General features: G+C 68.1%; 17 protein-coding genes. 1 reads left to right on the top strand and 16 read right to left on the bottom strand.

The features are described from left to right. Window positions 1–140 precede the first annotated feature (140 nt). The 15 genes from BS329_RS15755 to BS329_RS15690 all read right to left on the bottom strand — a co-directional run bounded on the left by BS329_RS15755 (window position 141) and on the right by BS329_RS15690 (window position 15,267). Entirely contained in the window at window positions 141–422 is a 282-nt protein-coding gene (locus BS329_RS15755; RefSeq protein WP_143253060.1) for a hypothetical protein, read from the bottom strand. Between the two features lie 108 nt (window positions 423–530). After that, complete coding sequence (locus BS329_RS15750; protein WP_143253059.1) at window positions 531–2,144, bottom strand: dermokine domain-containing protein; 1,614 nt, start codon at window positions 2,142–2,144, stop codon at window positions 531–533. Window positions 2,145–2,247: 103 nt separating this feature from the next. Then, window positions 2,248–3,456, bottom strand: a complete 1,209-nt coding sequence (locus BS329_RS15745; protein ID WP_143253058.1) for a hypothetical protein — start codon at window positions 3,454–3,456, stop codon at window positions 2,248–2,250. Next, on the bottom strand, window positions 3,453–4,226 hold the full coding sequence (locus BS329_RS15740; protein ID WP_143253057.1) for a DUF4913 domain-containing protein: 774 nt from the start codon (window positions 4,224–4,226) through the stop codon (window positions 3,453–3,455). The genes BS329_RS15745 and BS329_RS15740 overlap by 4 nt, the downstream gene beginning before the upstream one ends. Beyond that, window positions 4,223–6,106 carry a type IV secretory system conjugative DNA transfer family protein gene (locus tag BS329_RS15735; RefSeq protein ID WP_076161485.1) on the bottom strand — a complete coding sequence of 628 codons (1,884 nt, stop codon included), beginning with the start codon at window positions 6,104–6,106 and terminating at the stop codon, window positions 4,223–4,225. Before BS329_RS15735 ends, BS329_RS15740 begins: the two co-directional genes overlap by 4 nt. Beyond that, a complete protein-coding gene (locus BS329_RS15730) occupies window positions 6,106–7,665 on the bottom strand; it encodes a hypothetical protein (protein WP_076161397.1) in 1,560 nt (519 codons plus the stop codon). The genes BS329_RS15735 and BS329_RS15730 overlap by 1 nt, the downstream gene beginning before the upstream one ends. A gap of 578 nt (window positions 7,666–8,243) precedes the next feature. Further along, complete coding sequence (locus BS329_RS15725) at window positions 8,244–9,737, bottom strand: SCO6880 family protein (protein ID WP_076161394.1); 1,494 nt, start codon at window positions 9,735–9,737, stop codon at window positions 8,244–8,246. Then, a complete protein-coding gene (locus BS329_RS43370; protein ID WP_158075790.1) occupies window positions 9,730–11,040 on the bottom strand; it encodes a hypothetical protein in 1,311 nt (436 codons plus the stop codon). The genes BS329_RS15725 and BS329_RS43370 overlap by 8 nt, the downstream gene beginning before the upstream one ends. 32 nt (window positions 11,041–11,072) lie before the next feature. After that, the gene (locus BS329_RS15715) at window positions 11,073–11,783 is read right to left on the bottom strand and encodes a DUF8175 domain-containg protein (RefSeq protein WP_143253056.1); all 711 of its coding nucleotides are present in this window, start codon (window positions 11,781–11,783) and stop codon (window positions 11,073–11,075) included. After that, window positions 11,771–12,082, bottom strand: coding sequence for a hypothetical protein (locus tag BS329_RS15710; RefSeq protein ID WP_084749810.1), 312 nt, complete (start codon window positions 12,080–12,082; stop codon window positions 11,771–11,773). The genes BS329_RS15715 and BS329_RS15710 overlap by 13 nt, the downstream gene beginning before the upstream one ends. A 15-nt stretch (window positions 12,083–12,097) precedes the next feature. Then, the gene (locus tag BS329_RS15705; RefSeq protein WP_076161387.1) at window positions 12,098–12,679 is read right to left on the bottom strand and encodes a hypothetical protein; all 582 of its coding nucleotides are present in this window, start codon (window positions 12,677–12,679) and stop codon (window positions 12,098–12,100) included. A 656-nt stretch (window positions 12,680–13,335) separates the two neighbouring features. Continuing rightward, a complete protein-coding gene (locus BS329_RS15700) occupies window positions 13,336–13,743 on the bottom strand; it encodes a hypothetical protein (RefSeq protein WP_076161384.1) in 408 nt (135 codons plus the stop codon). 272 nt (window positions 13,744–14,015) lie between these two features. Then, window positions 14,016–14,186, bottom strand: coding sequence for a hypothetical protein (locus tag BS329_RS43365; protein ID WP_158075789.1), 171 nt, complete (start codon window positions 14,184–14,186; stop codon window positions 14,016–14,018). Further along, entirely contained in the window at window positions 14,183–14,425 is a 243-nt protein-coding gene (locus BS329_RS15695) for a hypothetical protein (protein ID WP_076161382.1), read from the bottom strand. The genes BS329_RS43365 and BS329_RS15695 overlap by 4 nt, the downstream gene beginning before the upstream one ends. A gap of 77 nt (window positions 14,426–14,502) precedes the next feature. After that, window positions 14,503–15,267 (bottom strand): hypothetical protein, encoded by a 765-nt coding sequence (locus BS329_RS15690; RefSeq protein ID WP_076161379.1) that lies wholly within the window; start codon window positions 15,265–15,267, stop codon window positions 14,503–14,505. An 819-nt stretch (window positions 15,268–16,086) separates the two neighbouring features. Between BS329_RS15690 and BS329_RS15680 the strand changes: the two genes are divergently transcribed. Continuing rightward, the gene (locus tag BS329_RS15680; protein ID WP_143253055.1) at window positions 16,087–16,893 is read left to right on the top strand and encodes a hypothetical protein; all 807 of its coding nucleotides are present in this window, start codon (window positions 16,087–16,089) and stop codon (window positions 16,891–16,893) included. 629 nt (window positions 16,894–17,522) lie between these two features. On the opposite strand, the gene BS329_RS15675 is transcribed toward BS329_RS15680, so the two are convergent. Next, a complete protein-coding gene (locus BS329_RS15675; protein ID WP_076161371.1) occupies window positions 17,523–17,993 on the bottom strand; it encodes a hypothetical protein in 471 nt (156 codons plus the stop codon). Window positions 17,994–18,035 lie beyond the last annotated feature (42 nt).

Genomic DNA, 18,035 nt, shown 5'->3' with positions numbered 1-18,035 from the left:
ACCGTCGGCGTCTGTCGGCGAGGATGCGGACGGATCGTCACGCAGCTGGGCGAGCGTCCGCAGGGCGGCGAGGTTGGCCTCGATCCGCGCTTTTTGCCCCGAGGGCGCGAAGTCTTCCTGCCCTCGGGGCCGGAACCGTGCTACATCGTCGTTCCCGGCTCGGTGAACGCCATCTCGCGCATCACGTCGTCCCTGACCGTCATCGCCACGTTGTTCAGCCCGGCCAGGTTCGCCATGAAGTCTTCCGACTGGCCTGCCTTCTGCTGGCGCTCCTGCTCGTTCGTCCGGCGCTCGATCTCGGCCGCGATCCGCTCCCCCAGCTCCGTGAAGTACCTCGTCGGATCCTCGATCAGGGCGTACTCTTCCGCCCTGATCCCCTTCCAGTGTTTCTCGGCGTCCGCGCCGAATTGATTCATCGTCATGCCCTCCATTGTGGTCTACGTTCTCCGGTTCTGGCATGTCGTCCCCCTGAAAGACAATCTGTTCAAAGTGCGGATTCGCCCGTGGTCAGTGGTGCACAGGTGTGGTCGTCATCGGCCACGGGCCGTGCCGGGTGAGCGGGCCGCGGCGCTATGCCGGGCGGCTGCGGTTCCCGGCCGCGCCGGAACCGGCGGACGGGATGTCCGCTGTACCTGTGAGCTGGGCCGAAGCGGTATCGACCGCGTGGAGTCCGTCGGCGGCCGAAGCGCTTGCTGCCGTGTCGTTCGTGGTCTCCTGGAAGAGCAAGTCCGCGGCGCGCTGTACGGCGTCGTCCCGGTCGAAGCGGTACTTGGTCGGGTTGTCGGAGTCCCGACGGCCCAGTTGCTGTCGAATTCGCTGGTGTCGGGGTTGAACACGTCACCATCCGAGCCGCGCCGGATGATCCACTGGGCGCTTCCGCGTCGCTCGACGTGCAGCACCAACCACGGGCGATACTGCGGATCCCCGACCGGGACAGTGTTGGCGTCGAAGGTGAATCGGCTCGCTCGCGCGGCCAGCATGTACGGATCCAGCGCATCGTCCGATGCCTGCTCTTGTGGTTGCGGGCCTTGCACTTGCCGGGTTGCCGCGGAACCGAGGGTGGAGAACCAACTGCTGTCGTCAATGCGGGTGCGTACGGTGTCGAGGTTGCGTACGAGTCCTGCCTGGACGGTGGGTAGCAGGTCCGCTAGGGACTGATCGTGCTGGTGGAACTCGGCAAGCCGGTCGATCAGTTCGCTGATCGCGGTGCGATCGTTCCCTTGTGCTGCGGGGTGAAGCAGGTGGGCGGCTAGTTTGTCGGCCGCGTCGGTGAATGTGGCCGGGAAGATCCCGGGCTTCTCCTCGCCGGCTTCGTGCGCGGGCGGCGATGCTTGCCCCTTGCCTTGGTGTTGGCGTGTTGCCGACTCCGGCAGGAGGGAGTGCACGACCTGGGCACGGTCGGCCGGGAGCCTGGCCACCAGGTGGGGATTCCGCGTGTCCAGCACGGCGATCCGGGCGACGAGGCGTTCGCTTTCGGCGCGTTGTTCGGTGCCACCGGCCGAGTGCAGGTACGGCAGACTTTGGTGCAGGCTGTACCGATCGATGGCGGCACTGAGTTCGCTCAAGTCGGCACGATCGCGGATCGCCTGCTCACGCTCGCGATCTTCTCGCTCCAGTCGCGCAGGTAGTGGGATCCCGGCCTTGCGGGCATAGCCCCGGATGAGGCGATCGAGTTCCGCGAGCAAGGTCGACACGTCCTCAGCCGGAGGATCACCGGCTACATCGCGATGCCAGGCGACCCCCTGCTCCAGGTCCCTGCTGTAGAACAGATCCTTCGGTTCCGTCCCATTCGCTACCCTGATGAGCTGGTCCACTCGGGCATCCAGCCGATAGCAAAGTCCTAGGGCGTAATCGGAAGTGCTGTAGTCGTACAAACCCCATTCAGGGAAATCGTCCCGGAACAGGTCAAACCGGTCGATCTCGGCTTCCACGTCGAACTCGCGGCCCGCCCCCTTTCGCAGTCCTGTGGCCACGTGAATGGCGAGGGAGTCGGCGTGAGTTGTGCCGACCGTTTCGAAGTACTCGCGGATCTGATCAGTTTGATCTTCTGGGTCGAATCCCAGTTCCAGGATCTCAATGGGCGGCGAAAGCACCGGCCAGGACGAGACTCCTAGGAACACCGGGTATTGATCTGGTTCGGTCACGGGAGCACTCCTTCGGCGTCGTGTGCGAGGCTGTAGGAGGCCGGGCGTGCCTCGTCACTGCCTTCCGGCCGGCGGTCTGGTCGAAAGGTCGTTGGAGGGTTTGTCATCGGCCCTTGCCTGGTCCGGGCGTGTTGGCTGCCGAGCCGTGCCGAGTTGCTGCTGTCCCGGGGCGAGCCGCCGCCGACAGTCGCGGTCTCGTTGGGGCCTGAGCGGTTCGCTCCGTCTGCGCGGGAGCCGACTTGACTGCCGTCGGGGAGCTGTTGTTCTCGGCCGCGCGAGGATGGGCGGCGTCCACGCTGCGCACGAGTCCTGCCTGGAGCGGTGGCAAAGACGCCACCAGCTCGGGATGTTCCTTGCACAGCTCGGAAACCTTGATGGCCAATGGGCCGACAGCGGGGTGATCGACTCCCGCCGCAGGGTGCAGAAGCGTGCCGAGCAGTTCGTCGGTGGCCTTGGTGAGGGACCGCAGCAGCACCTCGTTCGGAGCGTGCGTCTGCGGCAATAGGCCGGGCCGGCCGTGTTGTCGGGTCGCTGACTCCGGCAGAAGGGTGTGCACGATCTGGGCCCGGTCGGCGGGCAGGCTGGCGAGCAGGTGCGGGTTCTTCGTGTCCAGGACCGCGATCCGGGCCACGAGACGGTTGTGTTCCGCAGCCTGCTCAGCGTTGCTGGACGAGTGCAGAGAAGGCAGTCTGAGATGAAGGCTGTACCGGTCGATGGCGGTACTGAACTCTCTTAGTTCGGCCCGATCCTGTGCTTCCTGCTGTTTCTCGCGGTCAGCGACGGCGAGGCGATGTGGGAGAGCCGTGCGGCTCGTGTGTGCGAGCGCTCGGGCGAGGTTGTCAAGTTCCGTTGCTACAGCGCTGACGTCGTCGACTGGCAGATCGCGGACGATGGTCTGGTACCACGCGACGTCCCGCGCGCGCTCCTCGGTGTAGCCGGCCACCGACGTGGTTTCCGACTCGTGCTGCAGGGATCGGAGCCGCTCGGCGTCGTGGGCAAGCTGGTTGGTGAGGCCTTTGGTGTAGTCCCCGGCTGGGTAGTCGAGTTCCCCGCCGTAGTGGACCTCCGGGTTGGGGTTGAAACGATCGACCTCGGTTTGCAGGTCGAAGGGCCGAAAGTCCGGGATTCGCCGCATCGTGATCAGCTGGTTCACGATATGGTCCGCGTGGGCTCTGCCGATCCCGGCGAAGTATTCGTCAGTTTCCCCGTATTGCCCCGCAGCCGGGTCGTACACCAGGACCTCGCGCGGGGGCACGGGTACAGGTCGGGAAGCGAATCCCAGGAACGCCGGGTCTTCTTCTGGCTGCGTCATGGGAGTTCCCCTGTGCTGTCGTCAGTGCTGTGAGGCGGAGTGTCTGCGGGGCGTTCGGCATGGCCGAGCTCGGCGACGGTGGTGGAGTGCCTGTTGGGGGTGCAGGCGTGGAACGGTCCGGCGGGGCTGGTGAGCGTGCTCAGGTGCGGGTCGAGGTGATCGCGGAGATAGACCGAGAGCCAGGACGGCTCGCCGGAGTCCGACAGCTCTTCGTGGGCCAGGTGCAGGGCGGTGAAGCGTTCGACCGCGTCGTGGTGGTGCCACCACTGGCGGCACCAGCGGATCCCGCCGCCTTCGCCGGTGGTGGTGGTTTTGCGGACCATCGGGGCGATGTGTTCGGTGACCCAGGCGTGCACCGTGCTCAGCGAGGGCCGCTGTACCTGGTCGTCGTCCTCGGCGCCGTCCGGGTGGCTGTTCTCGCCTGGCTCTGCCGCGTCCGCGGTGTCGGCTTCCGGGGGGTTCTCGTCCCATAGCGGCGGACCTGTGGCCTGCATCTGGGTGTAGAGATTGCCGAACTGGTGGGAGATGTCGGCCAGGCCGACTTCGAGCGTGTCGAGCCCGTTTTGTGCGAGTTCAACCGCGCGCTTGATCTGGTGCAGTTCGTTGCTTACCTGGAACTGCTCGGTTTCCATGCCGCGCAGCCATTGGCTGACTCTCTGTTCCAGGGCGCGAAGTTGTCCGGCGGTTACCCAAGTAGCGTCGGTGCCGGGCGGGGTGTTTCCGGCTGTGCGCTCGGGTTCTTGCGGTTCCGCGTGCGGTGGCGTGGTCACGACCGGCCTCCTGCCGGTGTGGCGGTGTCCGGCGGGCGCAGGGATCGCGCCACGGGATTGTCCGGTCCGAGGTAGGTGATCGCCGACTGCTGGATCTGGCCGGTGGCCTCTTTGGACAGTGCGATGAGGTCACGCTTTTCCTCGTCGTCCGGTTCGGCGTACCAGGGCCGCAGGCGCAGCAGTCCGGGGCGGCGTCCCGAGGTGATGAGGAGCGCGTTGGTGCGCGGCATGGCGGCGATGTCGGCGGCGGTGAGGATGCGTTCGGTGTGCAGGCTCCGCGAGGTGGAGGGCCCGCCGCTGGAGTAGCTGGTGGAGGTTTCCTCGACCTTGTGGTCCCCGACAAGTCGGCTGAGATCTTCCGCGAAGTCCGGGTCGGCGATGCCGGCGCCGACGGTTTTGATCGTGGCCGCGCTCCACAGCGCGTCGAAACCCTCTTTGCCCCACACGCTGCGGCCTTGTTCGCGGGACTGCAGAACGGTGGTGACCATGATCGATTGGCTCCCGAACCACGAATACCACGAAGGAAGCTCAGGGATTCGGACTATGTTGGCGGCCTCATCGAGCTGGACGGTGAGTGCCGGATCGAGGCGTCCGCCGTTCGCGGCCGCCGCGCGGAACGCGACGTTGCACAGCTCGCCGACCATCGCGGCGACGATCGGGCGGCCGGATCCCTGACCCTCACGAGTGAGCAGGTAGAGCGTGGGATGGCGATCGCCGGGACGGGTGATCAGGTCCCACAGGTTCAGCTCGCGGATCGCGGCCGGGTCCGGTGCCAGCTTCTCCCACGTCAGCGGTGGCGTGACCCAGCGCAGCAGCGATTCGGAGTCCAGGCAGGAGATCGCCGTCGCGACGCCTTCGTAGACACCGCCCCGGGTTTCCGGTGGCAGTTCGAGGGTGGCGCGCAGCGAGTCGGCCTGGCCACGAAAACCGTGCTGTTCCAGTTGCACGGCGGGTTCGTCGGAGCGGGTGGCGACCCAGTTGACGACGTCCCGCAACGACTTCTCGGACACCGCGGCGGCCAGGAGGATTTGCCGGAGCGTTTTCTCGGCTGCGGGCGTGAAGAACGGGTCGGCCCGGTCGGCGCCGCCACCGGCGCCGCCACCGACCTCGCGCATGAAGTACGACGCCATGCGCGACGCGGACTCCACATCGGTCACCCCGGCCAGCGGATCCCACCAGAAAGTTTGCGGCTGGTAGGTGATCTGGTTGCTGTCGAAGAGAAAGACCTCACCGACCTGCGCCCGCAGGCCTGCGGTCAGTGCCCAGACATCGCCCTTGTTACTGGTGGCCACGACGGTTCCCGGGGCACCGAGGATCTCCGGCACAACTTTGGCGCTGGTCTTGTTGGAGCGGGGCCCGCAGATCACCAGCTCGACGTCTTCGTGGCTCTTGTAGACCGTTTTCCCGCCAATGTCGCCCAGTGCCGCACCGACCTGTCGTCCGGTGAGGTCGCGTACGCGGGTTCCGGCCAGGGACTGCTGCAGGCCTTGGGCGCGTTTGGCCATGGCCGGTTGCTGGAGCTCGCGGAATTCCCGGGCGGAGTTCATCGACCGGTGCCCGTCGCGAGGCCGTTTCCGTTTGGTGATCAGGAGGGGCAGGGTGATCGTTGCCGCGAGAAGCAGCGCGATCTCGGTGCCGAAGATGATGTAGAACCAGGTCGGGGATCCCTCGGGGCCGATGAGGCCGGTCAGGCCCGGTTCGCCGAGCGCGTCCGGGATGGCGGTGACGGCGGGAACGGGGAATCCGGTGGCGGCGGCGACCTGCGCGGCGAGCCACACCATGCCGCCCAGCAGGAACACTCCGCCGATCAGGCCGGTGATCACCCACGGGAGGACCGGGGTGCCGCCCGAGGCGTGGCGTCGTGAGGTGGGGCTGCTCATCACGCCACCGCCGAGCGTGGGGCGGAGTCGAACGCGCTGTCGGTGTTGTACAACTCGAGTTCGCGCGGGGAGAGGTTCATCCGGACCGGCAGACCGGCCCGCTCCCCCGCTTTGATCAGGTAGAGGCCGCGGCCGGGGTGGCGCTGTCCGGGGACCCAGGTTCCGGCGGACTGCCAGGACGAGAGCATGTCGGCTTCGCGCGAGGACAGCGACACCGTCAGGCTGCGCAGTTCCGTGGCGGGGAGGCCGCCGTAGACGTGGATCGCGCACCGGGCTGCGATGCCGCGCGCTTTCGCGCGGTCCTCTTCGGACGGCAGGGCTTCCAGGTCGTCCATGCTGTGGGTCAGATAGACGCTGGCGACGCCTTTATGCCGGTTGAGCCTCGTGAGCCGGTCGGACTTCTCCACCAGCCCGGAACCGGTCCGCAGTGCCCGCCAGGCTTCGTCCTGGATCCACAGGATGTTGCGGCCCTGCCCGGCCTGGCGGGCCTCGATCATGGCCGCGCCCCATGCCCAGGAACAGAGCATCGCCGCGGCCACGACCTCGTCGGTTTCCTCGTCCAGCACGGAGATGTCGAGCGACGTCGCGGGCGAGGCCGGATCCAGGCGTGCGGTGGAGCGCCGGTCGAACAGGCCCCGTAGCGGGCCGTCGACGAGCAGGTCGAAGCTGGAGAGCACCTCCCGGATCAGGTCGAAGTAACGCCCGCGGTCGTCGTTGACCCGCGCGGCGGACAACAGCTGCTGCGGTGCTTGTTCCAGCGCCGCGCGGACTTCCGGGATGGTGGGCTGGTTGTCGACTGCCGCGTCGGTGGCCAGGTCGATCGCGCGGGACACCAGGTTGCGCTCGGTCGGCGTCGGCTGCCGGTCCAATTCCAGCAGCAACAGCCCTTCCAGCAGGGAGGTCTGCCGGGCCCGGATGGACTCGCGCAGTGCGTCCCGCTCCCGGCCGCTGGTCGTGGCCAGCAACGCGGCCAGCGGACCGGGGTCGAGCGGGTTGATCGCGTCGTGCCCGCGACCGACTTTGATCACGGTGCCGCCCAGGCGCCGGATCAGTGCGGTGTATTCACCTTTCACATCCGCCGGCACGAACAACATCCAGCCGAACGCACACAATCCGGTCCCGAGCCGCTTGGCGAAGGCGCTCTTGCCGACACCCGGTTGCGCCTGGACCCATAGACCCGTATTGGATATGATTCCGGTTTTCAACCAGTCTCCTGGGTGGAGACCGATGGGCTCATGGGTGTGCAGGTCGTGTCCGATCGGGACACCGCGTACCCTCGCCCCGGAACCGCCGACGAACGGGAACAAACCGGCCAGCTGGGTGGTCGTGCCCTGCCACAAGGCGGCCGAGCCGACGTGGTGGTCCCGGCCGCTTCGGCGGGCCGCCCAGCCGCGCGCTGGCGGGACCGGCAGAGCGCGCAGATCCGCGAGCGGATCCGTGACCTCGGGACGGTGCCTGATGGCGGCGTCGGCGACGGTTTGCGGAATGACGAGATCGCCCGCAGGCGAGTCGTCGGCATCGGTGGCGGCCTTGGTGGCACGCCGGCCGAACATGCTCATCGCGTTCCCCCTGATCGCGTGAACTGCTGGTCCAGCAACGGATGTGAGAGCAGGTGGGCGGTGTCCGGCGCGACCCCCAGCCGGGCCGGACACCGCCGCGGTGCGCGCGGTCTCCTCCTGCCACCGGGATGCAGGTGAAGCCGCCGCACGGTCGTAGTCCCGCCGGGACGGCATGACGGCCGTCTGCTCGCGGAACGGAGTGGCAGCGATGCTGATGGGCGGGTGCTCGCGTCGCGGACTCGAGCACGGCGCGCCCGGTCAGGTCGCGTGCCGTGGTCTCGTGGTTCGGCACGGCCGAGGGCCGGTCTGTGCTTTGTAGACAGTCGGGGCGTGGACACGCCTGCCGCTGCTGGTGTGCTTCATCCTGTCCCCCATGGTGGTTCTGGTGTCCGCCTCGGCTTGGTCGCCTGCGGCTCGGGCTCGGGCGCGCGGTCGCCGCGCTGGTGTTCGCGGGGCGTTGCGACGGGACCGGCCGACGCACCAGCCGCGGTACGGGTGGATCCCCCGGCACGCCGTAGCGACTCTCGTCACCGGCCGGGCCGGACGGGTGTTCTTGCGCTTCAGGTGATCGGCGGTGGTCATCGGGTCATCCGTCCGCGCCGGGCAAGTTCCGGCGGGTAGATCCCGACGCCGAGGGAAGCGGCGAACCCAGCGTGCTGCCATCCCCAGCAGCGGCGCAGTTGCAGCTTCGCGTTGCGCGCTCGGCTCTCGACGTCGGCGATCGCGTCGGGAAGGTCGCGGGGGTCCTCGACTGTGGTGGTCACATACATTCCCCACAGGCCGACGCCCGCGCCCCGGGCTTCCTCTTCGGCGGCTTGCCGCGCGCGGACCTCGTCCGCACGGTCGCGGGCGGTCTCGTCGATGCCCCGGCGGCGGCGCACTTCGCGCCGGAACGCGGACCCGGTCGCTTCGCGGGCCACGACGTCCCCGGCCTGATCGGCCGGATAGGGCTGGTAGGTGATGCTGACCCTGCGGTGATAGCGGCCGGGGGTCACCAGCGGCGCGAGCACGTTGGAGGTGACCAGCTGGTTCGGCAGCCCCGCCATCGCCCAGGTGCAGCTCCAGCCGGAGTCGTGCCAGTAGTGATCGGGCAGGGCGTGCGCTTTGACCGGTCCGGCTTCGGCCCAGGCGAGCAGGTGCTTCTGCTCGGCGAGACGACCGAGTTCTCCCCGGGAGTGTGGGTCGTAGGCCGATCGCAGCCAGTGGGTGATGTCCGCAGCGGTGGCGCGGCCGAGCATCGCGACCCCGCACAGCGGGAGATCTCCTTCCAGTCCGGCCAGCGCGCGGGAGACTTCGGCGACCCGTTCGGCGTCGTCGCGCGGCTGGGGCCGCGCCCGCTGGGGCTGGAAGGTGAGGGAAACCCGGACGGAGATGTCGGCGGTCGACCCGCGGTGCGCGTCGGCGACCTCGGTCATCGTCTCCCGTGCGATCGCCGGAGCGGCCGGGTCGAGCCGGTCGTTGACGTAGTCGGCCAGTTCGGTTCCGGTGCTGGGCGCCGACTCGACGGTGATCGCTGCCCACTCCACCGTCGGCTCGTATCCCAAGGACGCTTGCCATGCGGCGAAGCTTCCGATCCACAGGTCGGTCCGGTCCTGGTCGGCGAGCACGGTGCCGACCGGCGCCACCCGCAGCGACGCGGTCAGCCGACCCGTGCGGCGGTCCCACAGCAGCCCGAACGGATTTCCCAAGCCATCCTTTGTGGACAACGGCATGAGCGGGGCCAGCACGCCGGGAAGTTCGCCCCGGCGTGGATGGGTGGTGAAGACCCCGGACTCCCACTCCGACCAGCCTTTGCGGTTCGCGGTGGCACTGCGGATCGAGATGATCAGCGAGCCGCCCAGCGACACACCCCGGCTGCGATGCGGGACGACGGCGAGCACCCCGATGACTAGCGAGATCGCGAGCGCGACGCCCATGATCAGCAGCGAGAGACCTGCTGTGGCAATGACAATCCAGCTCACCAGTGGTAGCAGCACACACCCGGCGAGAACGGCGGTCTGCGCTTCGGAGAGCTTCCCGAGGCCGAAACCGCGGCGCAGCCGCCAGCCTCCGTAGGTTCGTGTGTCACCCATTGCCGGACCCTTCGCCGGACCCCTCGGTCATGGTGTTGCCCATTTGCTGTTTCGCCTGATTTCCTGCTGCCAGCGCCGCACCGGCAACGGCCCCGGCGGGATGCGCCTTGCTGGCGCCTGCGGCGGCCGCTCCCCCACCGCCCGCTGTCCCGGCCGCCGCTCCCGCTCCCGCGCCGGCTCCGGTTCCGGCTCCGGTTCCGGTTCCGGTTCCGGTCGCGGTCGCCCCGGTGGCTTGGTCGGTTCCGGCACCCTTCTCGGCGCCCTGGCCCTGGCCCTCGCCCGGTTTGCCGGTGGGAGGTTTGCCCGCGCCTCCCGGGCTGCTGTTCTGGTTGGGTCCGTTGCCGTTGTTGGCGGGGGTCACCGGCGGCGCGCCGGCGCCTTGCTTGCCCGTGCCGCTGTTTCCGGCGGGGCCGGATCGGTCCATGAATTTGCTGAAGGCGCTGGCTCCGCCGCCGCCGAGCATGCTGGCCGCGGCGCCGGCGGCCATGGCGCCGCCGCCCCCTCCGCCGCCGGTGGTGAACCGCTGGCCGCCCCAGTCGAAGAAGCGGAGCATGACGGGCATCGCGATGACCGCGAGTGCCAGCACGGCCATGCCGGTGAGGATCGTGCCGATGTCCTGGCCGTCGCCGATCAGCACGAATCCGATCGAGTAGATCACTGCGGCGATCGGCTGGTAGAGGATCAGGCTCAGTGCCCAGCTCAAGAGCTTGCGCAGCCACGGTTTGGTGGCCTCGTTGATTTGCCCGGCCGCCGCTGTCGGGATGAGCGCTAGGACGATGACGAGCCCGCCCATGCGGAAGAAGCCCAGGATCCATTGGATCGCGGAGAGGAAGAACATGATCTGGCTGAGGAAGAAGATGCTGGCCACGGATCCGGCGACGTTGGCCTGCATGGCGACAGCCATTGTGTTGCTGAATTTGTCGATCGAGACGTTGAGGATCTGTCCCGAGAGCGCGAGGCCGCCTTCGTAGAGCAGGACGGCGGCGGTTGTGCCGAGGGTTGACCAGACGACGAACGACATCAAGCCTGTGCCGACGTTGACCAACGGCTCGGCTTTGCGTTTGTAGGTCAGGATGATTCCCTGCCACACAACGGAACCGACCAGCAGGATGATCCCGACGTACATCAGCAGGCCCTGGATCTCTTCGATCGCGGGGCTCTGCAACATCGACGAGCGGTCGCTCCTGGTCCAGTACGTCATGGCCTCGGCCATCAGTTGGGCCGCGCCCTTGGCGATGGAGAGGGTGAGCTCGACGAACCAGTTGTTGACCCCGGCCCCGATCTTGCAGCCGACGTCGAACATGCCGCAGTCGTCGGCCAGGACGATTTCGGGCATCAGCGACCTCCCCTCGGGACGACGCCGAGCGAGGTGTAGCCGTCCACTGTGGAGTGGAGCGAGGCGCGTGGAAGCGGCAGCTGAACTTTCCAGTCGCCTGAGACCCATTGCAGGGCAATGGACACGCGCGCGAACGATTCGCTGGCGGCGGTCTGCGGTGTCGCGACCGCGAGGTCGACCACGACCAGCTCGGCGGTCGGGTCGCCGGCGCCGATGCGCCACCACCACTGGGTCGGCCTGGTCTCTGCCGCGGGTGTGTCGGTCTCCTGCTGCGCCAGCTCCGACATCGCGGACTGGGCGTCGCCGACCGTCTGCTCGGCGTAGGTCGGGCGATACACCGACGGGCCCGCGGTCGCCGCCAGGCGCAGCGTGATGTTGATGGCCGCGAACACGGCGCCGTCGCGGTCGTGGGAGAAACCGCGTGCGCGGCCGCCGCTGCTGTCGCGCGGTCCTGCGCAGTCGCTGACCGGCGCGTGGTCCCCGCTCGACGTCGGATCCCAGCGGACCTGGCATCGAGCGGTCGCGCTCGCCGGCGGTGGTGTGGCGGGTGAAAGAGCTGGTGGAGGTACTGGCTGCGGCGGGCTCGCGGCCGGAGCGTCGTGGTTGCGGCTGATCAGCCAGCCCGCGGTTCCCGCGACGGCGGCCACGATCAGGACCGCGACGATCCACCAGCGACGAGGCCGCCGGTGGGCGGCCATCAGATGAGCCACCCCACGATGGAGGTCGCGCCGAGAATCAGAGCGAGACCGCCCACAACCCAGGGCAAGGCCATGGCGCCCTCGACGGCCATATTATTTCGGTTGCGGCGGCCGACCGCCATCATGATCCCCGCCGCGACCAGCGCTCCGACGGCGCCGATCAGCCCGCCCCATTTCATCCAGCCGATCAGCGTGGATGCGGCGTCGGCGAGTTTGGTCGGCGGCGCGATCGGTGCCGGATCGTCGAAGTCCGGGATCCCGGGCCCTTGCATGAGCCAGGTGTTGACCGCGGTGATTGCCTTGTTGAACACGAGCGTTTCCCCCACTTATCCCCCGGTGACGCGCCGGAGCCCCCCTGACTGCGGCGCGGAAAGGTGTGGCGGCCGGACGTGATGGCCGCCTGCGGGCGCGGGCGGGCCCGCTCGTGGCGGGAATTCGCGGGGCCGGGCTGGTGCGACCGCGCGGCCGGGCGGCGCCGAGGCGGCGAGCGCGTGCTGTGGACCGGAACCGCCCGCCGACGTCGGTGCGCGTCCGGCGTACATCCGCTGGATCGCTTCCGGGAGCTGGCGGACGAGGTCAAGGACAGGTTTGGGCACCGTTTTCCCGGGTGGGTTCTCCAGCTCGGGCCACTGACGGTGGTGAAAGACCTCGAATCTGGCGGCCAGGTGCGGTTCGGCGCTGCGCAGATGGGATTTCGACGCGCGGCTGATGCCGCCGGGAACGGTGTGCATCACGATCAGGACCGGCGCACGCGGGCAGGCGGCGAGCGCGTGGCCGAGCCGGGCGGTCGCGGCGGCGGTGTTGCTGGTGATCAGCAGGTCGACCGGGCCGCCCCGGTAGAGACCGAGGTCGTGCACCGGGATCGTCGCGGTCGCGAGCAGGATCCGGCTGACCGTGGACGTTCCCACGCCGCCGGCAACGCCGCCGATTAACAGCGGGCGCGATCGCCCATCCGTCACGTGTCCCCCCGAACACCGTGTGCCCCGGCGCCGTGCGCCGAGGAATCGCTGCCGTCCGGATGGGCCACGACGACAGGTCTCGTTCTTCTGGTCAGACCGCCTTACGGCGGCCGGTGGTGACCGGCGAGCCGGTCACCTTCCAGCACCCGCTGGGTGCTGGACACAGCAGAGATGACCTCCCCAGATCACCTCGTCTCCGGTACCCGGACGACCCGGCCGCGGCGGGCGAGGTGCCCTCCGATCACCGGCCGGGCCGTCCAGGCAACGGCCCCCCTGAAACATGACTTCCCAGAAGGCGCCCCCGCGCCTGCGGCGGGTCGAAGCGGTGTTCTTCCTGCGCCACCCTCATGGACGACACGGACAACCAACCTCGATCCTCGACTACGCTGGGTACCTGAATGATGAACAGGTCAGCGGAGTCAACCGCGTTCGCCTGGCATGGCCCCGCATGATCCTCAATCCCCCACGGCCACCCAAACGGCTACTCTGAGTTGTCAACACCCCCATAAGCTGGGCGTACACCAGGTCTACCCGGTAGCAGACAGTGATACCAGCGCCCCGGCTAACTTTAGTTAATCTATCACCCATTCGGCCTAGAGGGCAATCTAGGTGACCATCCGTGACGATGAGGGCCTGACGGCTGTTGCCCTGCCAATCCGGCTCCGGGGCCGTCCCTGTGCCCACGCAAGCACCGCGAGCACTACGACGTCCTGCCGCCCGACGTCCTCGCCGGGGAGCCACGGGATGCCACCGTGGTGCCGGATTTCGGCACGCGAACACGCCGACGTGCCGAGCAACTGCTGATCAAGGTCAATCGATAGCCCAGAAGCCTGGGTCTCCGGGAAGCGGAACGTGCCGGAGGACCCGATCGAGCAGCAGCCGGACGCAGGCAACTCCAGGGCGGGGCTTTCCGCCGGTTCGTAGAGCAGCGGGGCGGGAGCGGCGTTCAGGGTCCCGCAGATCACCACCCGCGTCTGCTCGTCGGCCGGTGTCGCGTCGGGGAAAGTCCGCATCGCCGAGGTGGCGACGCTATGCCGCGCTGGTTGTCGACGCCAGGCCCGCGCGAGCCGGAGCCCCCTCTGGTCCTGTGGCGCATCTCGATCGGCGTGGGCGATCGTGTGACGCTCGGACTCTGGCCGTCGCAACGGCCAGGCCGAATTTGACAGGAAGCACCGACAATTCTCGCGCGCCGGACCGCGGGTTCGCTTTCTGTCAGTACGGGTTGTGGAGATCCGAGAAGGCCGTGCCGACCGTGTCGAGTGGACTCCCAGATCTCGGCGCACGGTCATTCCTCGCGTGTGACCGGCGACGTGATCAACTGAGCCAGCGGTATCAGAAGGCCCGGCAGGACAGCAGTATGAAAGGGATCCCGGCCGTAGATGACCCAGAGCGCGTACAGGTTGCCTGTGAAGCTCGGGGTGCCTCGCGCCAGTTCGATGGTGATATGGGCGCTCATCGGGGATCCTGATCGGCGACGGCCGTCTTCGCCCGTTCGGTGAGCTCGTCGATGCCCGGCAGCGGCGGGCGGTGTTCGGGCAGGAACAATGAGGCAGCGACCGCGAACTCGGCGACCTGCTGCTCGCCCTCATACACGGCGAATTCGCCCCACTGGTCGGGGCAGGCGATTCCGAGATGGTCGATGGAGTAGGTACTTCCGTTGTTCTGATAGGTGGCGATGGTTTCGGTCGGGTTCACTGCAAGCCTCCTTTGTCGTGATCTCGATCGGGGAATGGGTGAGGTGTGTGATCGCCGCGAGCGCGATCTCGCTCCTGTCAGCGCAGCGCTCGGGGGTCGGCGTGCGGACCAGATGCCGGGTCGGTTTCGGTGAGCAGGTCGGCGAACCTGCCTAGCAGGGACCGGAGTTCGCGACGGGTCTCCTCCGTGCCCGCGATCGTCACGTGCTGGTCGTCCGGACCGGCTGCGACGCGCAGCGTGGCCATGATCTCCGAGAGGGATTCGACGACGTACCCGCAGGTCTCGACGGCGACGTGCGTGTCGCGCAGTGTCAGCGGCGCGGGCATCGTCTCCTCGTCGCCGTCGGCGAGGTTTGCCAGTGACGCGTGCAGAACCGCTTCGTACGCCACGCGCATGGCGTGAAGCAGGCGCTGGGTATGCCGGTGCGGTGCCGGCATGTCGGCCGGGAACTGGTTCTTCTCGGCGCTACCGGGCAGGTGGGCGGGAGTGTCGTTGCGCCAGTGCTCGATCTCGGCTGTTGTCGCCGGGCGCCAGTCCTTCAACGTTGCCCGGGTCGATTCGATGCGGCCATCGCTGTAGAGGTACTGGGTTCCCCCGCCCTGCGGCTCAAGGATCTGCACGGTAGCGGCGCAGTTCGCCACCGCCGAAAACGTCACGTAGTCGCCGGGCCGGTACGCGCCGGACCTGGTGAAAGGACCGCATCGCGCGGCTTCGCGCAGTCGACCCCATTCGGTCAGGTCAAGAAAGCGGTCTTTCGGCGCGATGTCGCTGTCCAGAGGGGTCATGGTGGGCCGGGTCGGGCAGGCCAGGACGGTCTTTGTCTCGATGTCGACGCTCGTCATGCTGCCGACCGTACTTGAAATGATCTGACAAACCTAGGTTTATCAGATCGAAAATCTAGGTTTTTCCATTTTTAGCGGAAGAGAGGCCTGTGGTGATCATGTCCGATGTGCCTCGCCCCCGGGGTGGCGAACAATATTCCGGGGACCCGTTCCGGCGCCCCGCCGCGCGTGCGGCCCTCGTTGTGTGCCCGGCGGCGCGTTGTATCCGTATCGATCGCACTGCGTCAGATAGCGTGCTTGTTTGGTTCGGGAATTCCCTGGTGCGGTTGCACCCGTGGCGCGATTCCCGCCGGATCGGTGTCGCGTCCTGCGCCGGCGATCACGCGATCAGCTATGATTTCCGGTGGTCACTCGCGCTGACTATTCTCCGGACCGGAGGCGCCCACGTCGCCTCTGGTATGACGGACAAGACGGCTGATGGCCGCAGGCGCGACGCTGAAGCCTTGGAAAGTCCCGTGACTGCTGACCTCGCGGGGTGACGTGGGCGCTCTGCTGGAGGACGGCATGACCAGCCGCAACATGCGAAAAGCCATCGGACAACGCCGGGCGCGCACTGGCGAGAGCCACACCGCGGCGTTGCACGCATTGCAAGCGGAACGGTCCTCACGCGGCCAGACGGGAACGCCCCAGGCGCGCAGTGCGGACTTCGGATGGCACGAGTTCGATCACGAGAGTTCCGACGATCTGTTCAAGTGCCGTTTCTGCGGGACATACGAGATCGAGTTTCACGAGGACGGCTTCCCATACCCGCGGTGCGCGGTCGGTGGAGATGAGCGCGCCGCTGACGCTGCCCGCCGGAGGAAGGAAGGAGCGAAGAAGGTGAAGGCGCACAAGAGGAACGGCTTCGACCTGTCCTACACCGGCTCACTCCCGTGTGTCCGGCCGCTCGCGGCTCCCGACGTCCTGCGGGAGTTGGCGCCCTCGATCTGGGCCACGCAATGGATCGACACGCCCGCGATGAGGACGTCGCCCGAGGCCGCCGACGTGATCGAGGACCTCGCCTACAGCCACGCCGTCCGCGCGGTCGCGCTGGTGACCCTGCTCGCCGACGCCGCCACGCCCGAGCCACGCGTGGTGGAGGCACTGCGGGAAAGAACGTTTGTCACCACGGACAGGTACGACGACGCCGGCGTCCCGTTCGCCGCCGCCGCCGCGATGAACGCCGCGACGTTGCTGCACGACGTGGTCATCAGGCCTCGGTGCCCGGAACCGGTGCGACAGTTGCTGCGGGGCCGGATCAACACCGCCTTGTGGGACCGGCCCGGGGCGGCCGCGACCTTGTGCGCCGACCTCGCGGCGCACGGCGGTCCGAAGCCGGTCGACGGGGAAAGCCTGGCCAATCGCCACTACGGGGCGCGCACCTGTGCGGCGCTGTTCGCCAGCTTCCTCGAGGTGCCGACACTGCGGTGGCCGCTGGCCGCCGCGTGGGCGGCGAGCACGCTCGCCACCGAGTGGCTCGACTTCGCCGACCGCGCCGCGCGGAACGCCGGGCAGACCGATAGCGCGACGGACAGTTTGTTCTGGTACGGGAACCGCCCCAGTGACCAGCTGATCGACGCGCCCATGCCCACCTACTGGGCAGACGTGGTCGGATCTGAGGAACAAGATTCGCCGACAGCCGGGTAGAAACCTCAGGCCCTGTCTCGCCGGGTTGTCGCGGCCGATCGCGCCGCGGCGGCCCGGCACCCTTCGCCGACACAGCCACCGCGGGACGGCCGGCCGGACGAGCGGTCTCAGGTGGACCAACATCCAGCGTGGCGCTCAGTCGAACGCGAGCGGGCGTTCCGGATCGAGCGGCAATACCGAGCCGGCGACCGCATCGCCGGCTACAACGAGCTGGACGACGATCGCCTCGCATCCGGAAGTTCGAGCGCTTGATCCTGATCGCTGGCGTCGGTCTTCTCGGGAAGTGGCTCGCCGTTGACGGCGAACTGCTGCCACTCTTCGTGGGCGTGCTGCCACCGCTCCTCCGGACGCGGCAGGCGCTCGCGGTACCACGAGCTCTGTTCCCCCTGGTGTTCTATGTTCGTCAGACCGTGCAGATCGCCGAATACGTCGATCGCGTAGCGAGTCCGAAGTGGACAGATGGTCGGGGGAGGTCCGGAGAAGGCCTAGCAGGCTTGACGCCGGGTCACCGTCGGGATGTCAACCTCGGCGACCTCCGGTGTCGCGCCTTGTCTTCGCGGTCGTCGGTGATCGCAGCCGAATACGCACGACGGTGTATCGGACGAACGCCGTGCTGGGGCGGGGCAGGGTCAGTTTCGTGGTGTGCGGGTACGGAAGGTCTTGAGAGCGTGGCTGGTGAGCTCCTGGTACCGGTCCGGGTCGAGCGGCATCACCGCGCTGGTGACCGCGCCCTGGTGCGCGGCGTCGAGCTGGACGGCGATCGCTTCGTAGGCCTCGGTGATCAGCTCGTCGGTGTCGTCGGAGGCGGCGTCGGAATTCACATGCAGGGTCAGGGCGTAGACCAGCTGGCGGCGCGGGTCGCTCGCGCGGTGCCGGCCGCCCGGGTCGATGACGTCGAGGTCGGCGAGTAGCGCCGGGTCTTGTGGAGGGTCGACGGTCTCGGTGGTCAGCGCGACGGACGCGGCCATCGGCGGGGAGACCGCGGTGACGGCCTCGGCGATGAGCTGGCCCACCGCAGCGGAGTCGGTGTCGACGGGACATTCGGCGGCGATCAGGATCGGCAGCTCGCGGCCGGTGAATTGTCGGTCCTCGTCCGGCATGGTGCTCCTGTCAACGTGCGCGGCGTCGGCGACTCGCGGCTG

The sequence above is a fragment of the Amycolatopsis coloradensis genome, from assembly GCF_001953865.1.
GTDB classification, from domain to species: domain Bacteria; phylum Actinomycetota; class Actinomycetes; order Mycobacteriales; family Pseudonocardiaceae; genus Amycolatopsis; species Amycolatopsis coloradensis.
The sequence above is the reverse complement of the archived record's forward strand: the minus strand, read 5'-3'. Positions and strand labels throughout refer to the sequence as shown.

Bases quoted from the DNA above. Each gene is read 5' to 3' on its own strand.
- BS329_RS15755 (WP_143253060.1), bottom strand. From the start codon at position 422: ATGACGATGAATCAATTCGGCGCGGACGCCGAGAAACACTGGAAGGGG.
- BS329_RS15745 (WP_143253058.1), bottom strand. From the start codon at position 3,456: ATGACGCAGCCAGAAGAAGACCCGGCGTTCCTGGGATTCGCTTCCCGA.
- BS329_RS15735 (WP_076161485.1), bottom strand. From the start codon at position 6,106: ATGAGCAGCCCCACCTCACGACGCCACGCCTCGGGCGGCACCCCGGTC.
- BS329_RS15730 (WP_076161397.1), bottom strand. From the start codon at position 7,665: ATGAGCATGTTCGGCCGGCGTGCCACCAAGGCCGCCACCGATGCCGAC.
- BS329_RS15725 (WP_076161394.1), bottom strand. From the start codon at position 9,737: ATGGGTGACACACGAACCTACGGAGGCTGGCGGCTGCGCCGCGGTTTC.
- BS329_RS43370 (WP_158075790.1), bottom strand. From the start codon at position 11,040: ATGTTCGACGTCGGCTGCAAGATCGGGGCCGGGGTCAACAACTGGTTC.
- BS329_RS15700 (WP_076161384.1), bottom strand. From the start codon at position 13,743: ATGCGGACTTTCCCCGACGCGACACCGGCCGACGAGCAGACGCGGGTG.
- BS329_RS43365 (WP_158075789.1), bottom strand. From the start codon at position 14,186: ATGAGCGCCCATATCACCATCGAACTGGCGCGAGGCACCCCGAGCTTC.
- BS329_RS15690 (WP_076161379.1), bottom strand. From the start codon at position 15,267: ATGACGAGCGTCGACATCGAGACAAAGACCGTCCTGGCCTGCCCGACC.
- BS329_RS15675 (WP_076161371.1), bottom strand. From the start codon at position 17,993: ATGCCGGACGAGGACCGACAATTCACCGGCCGCGAGCTGCCGATCCTG.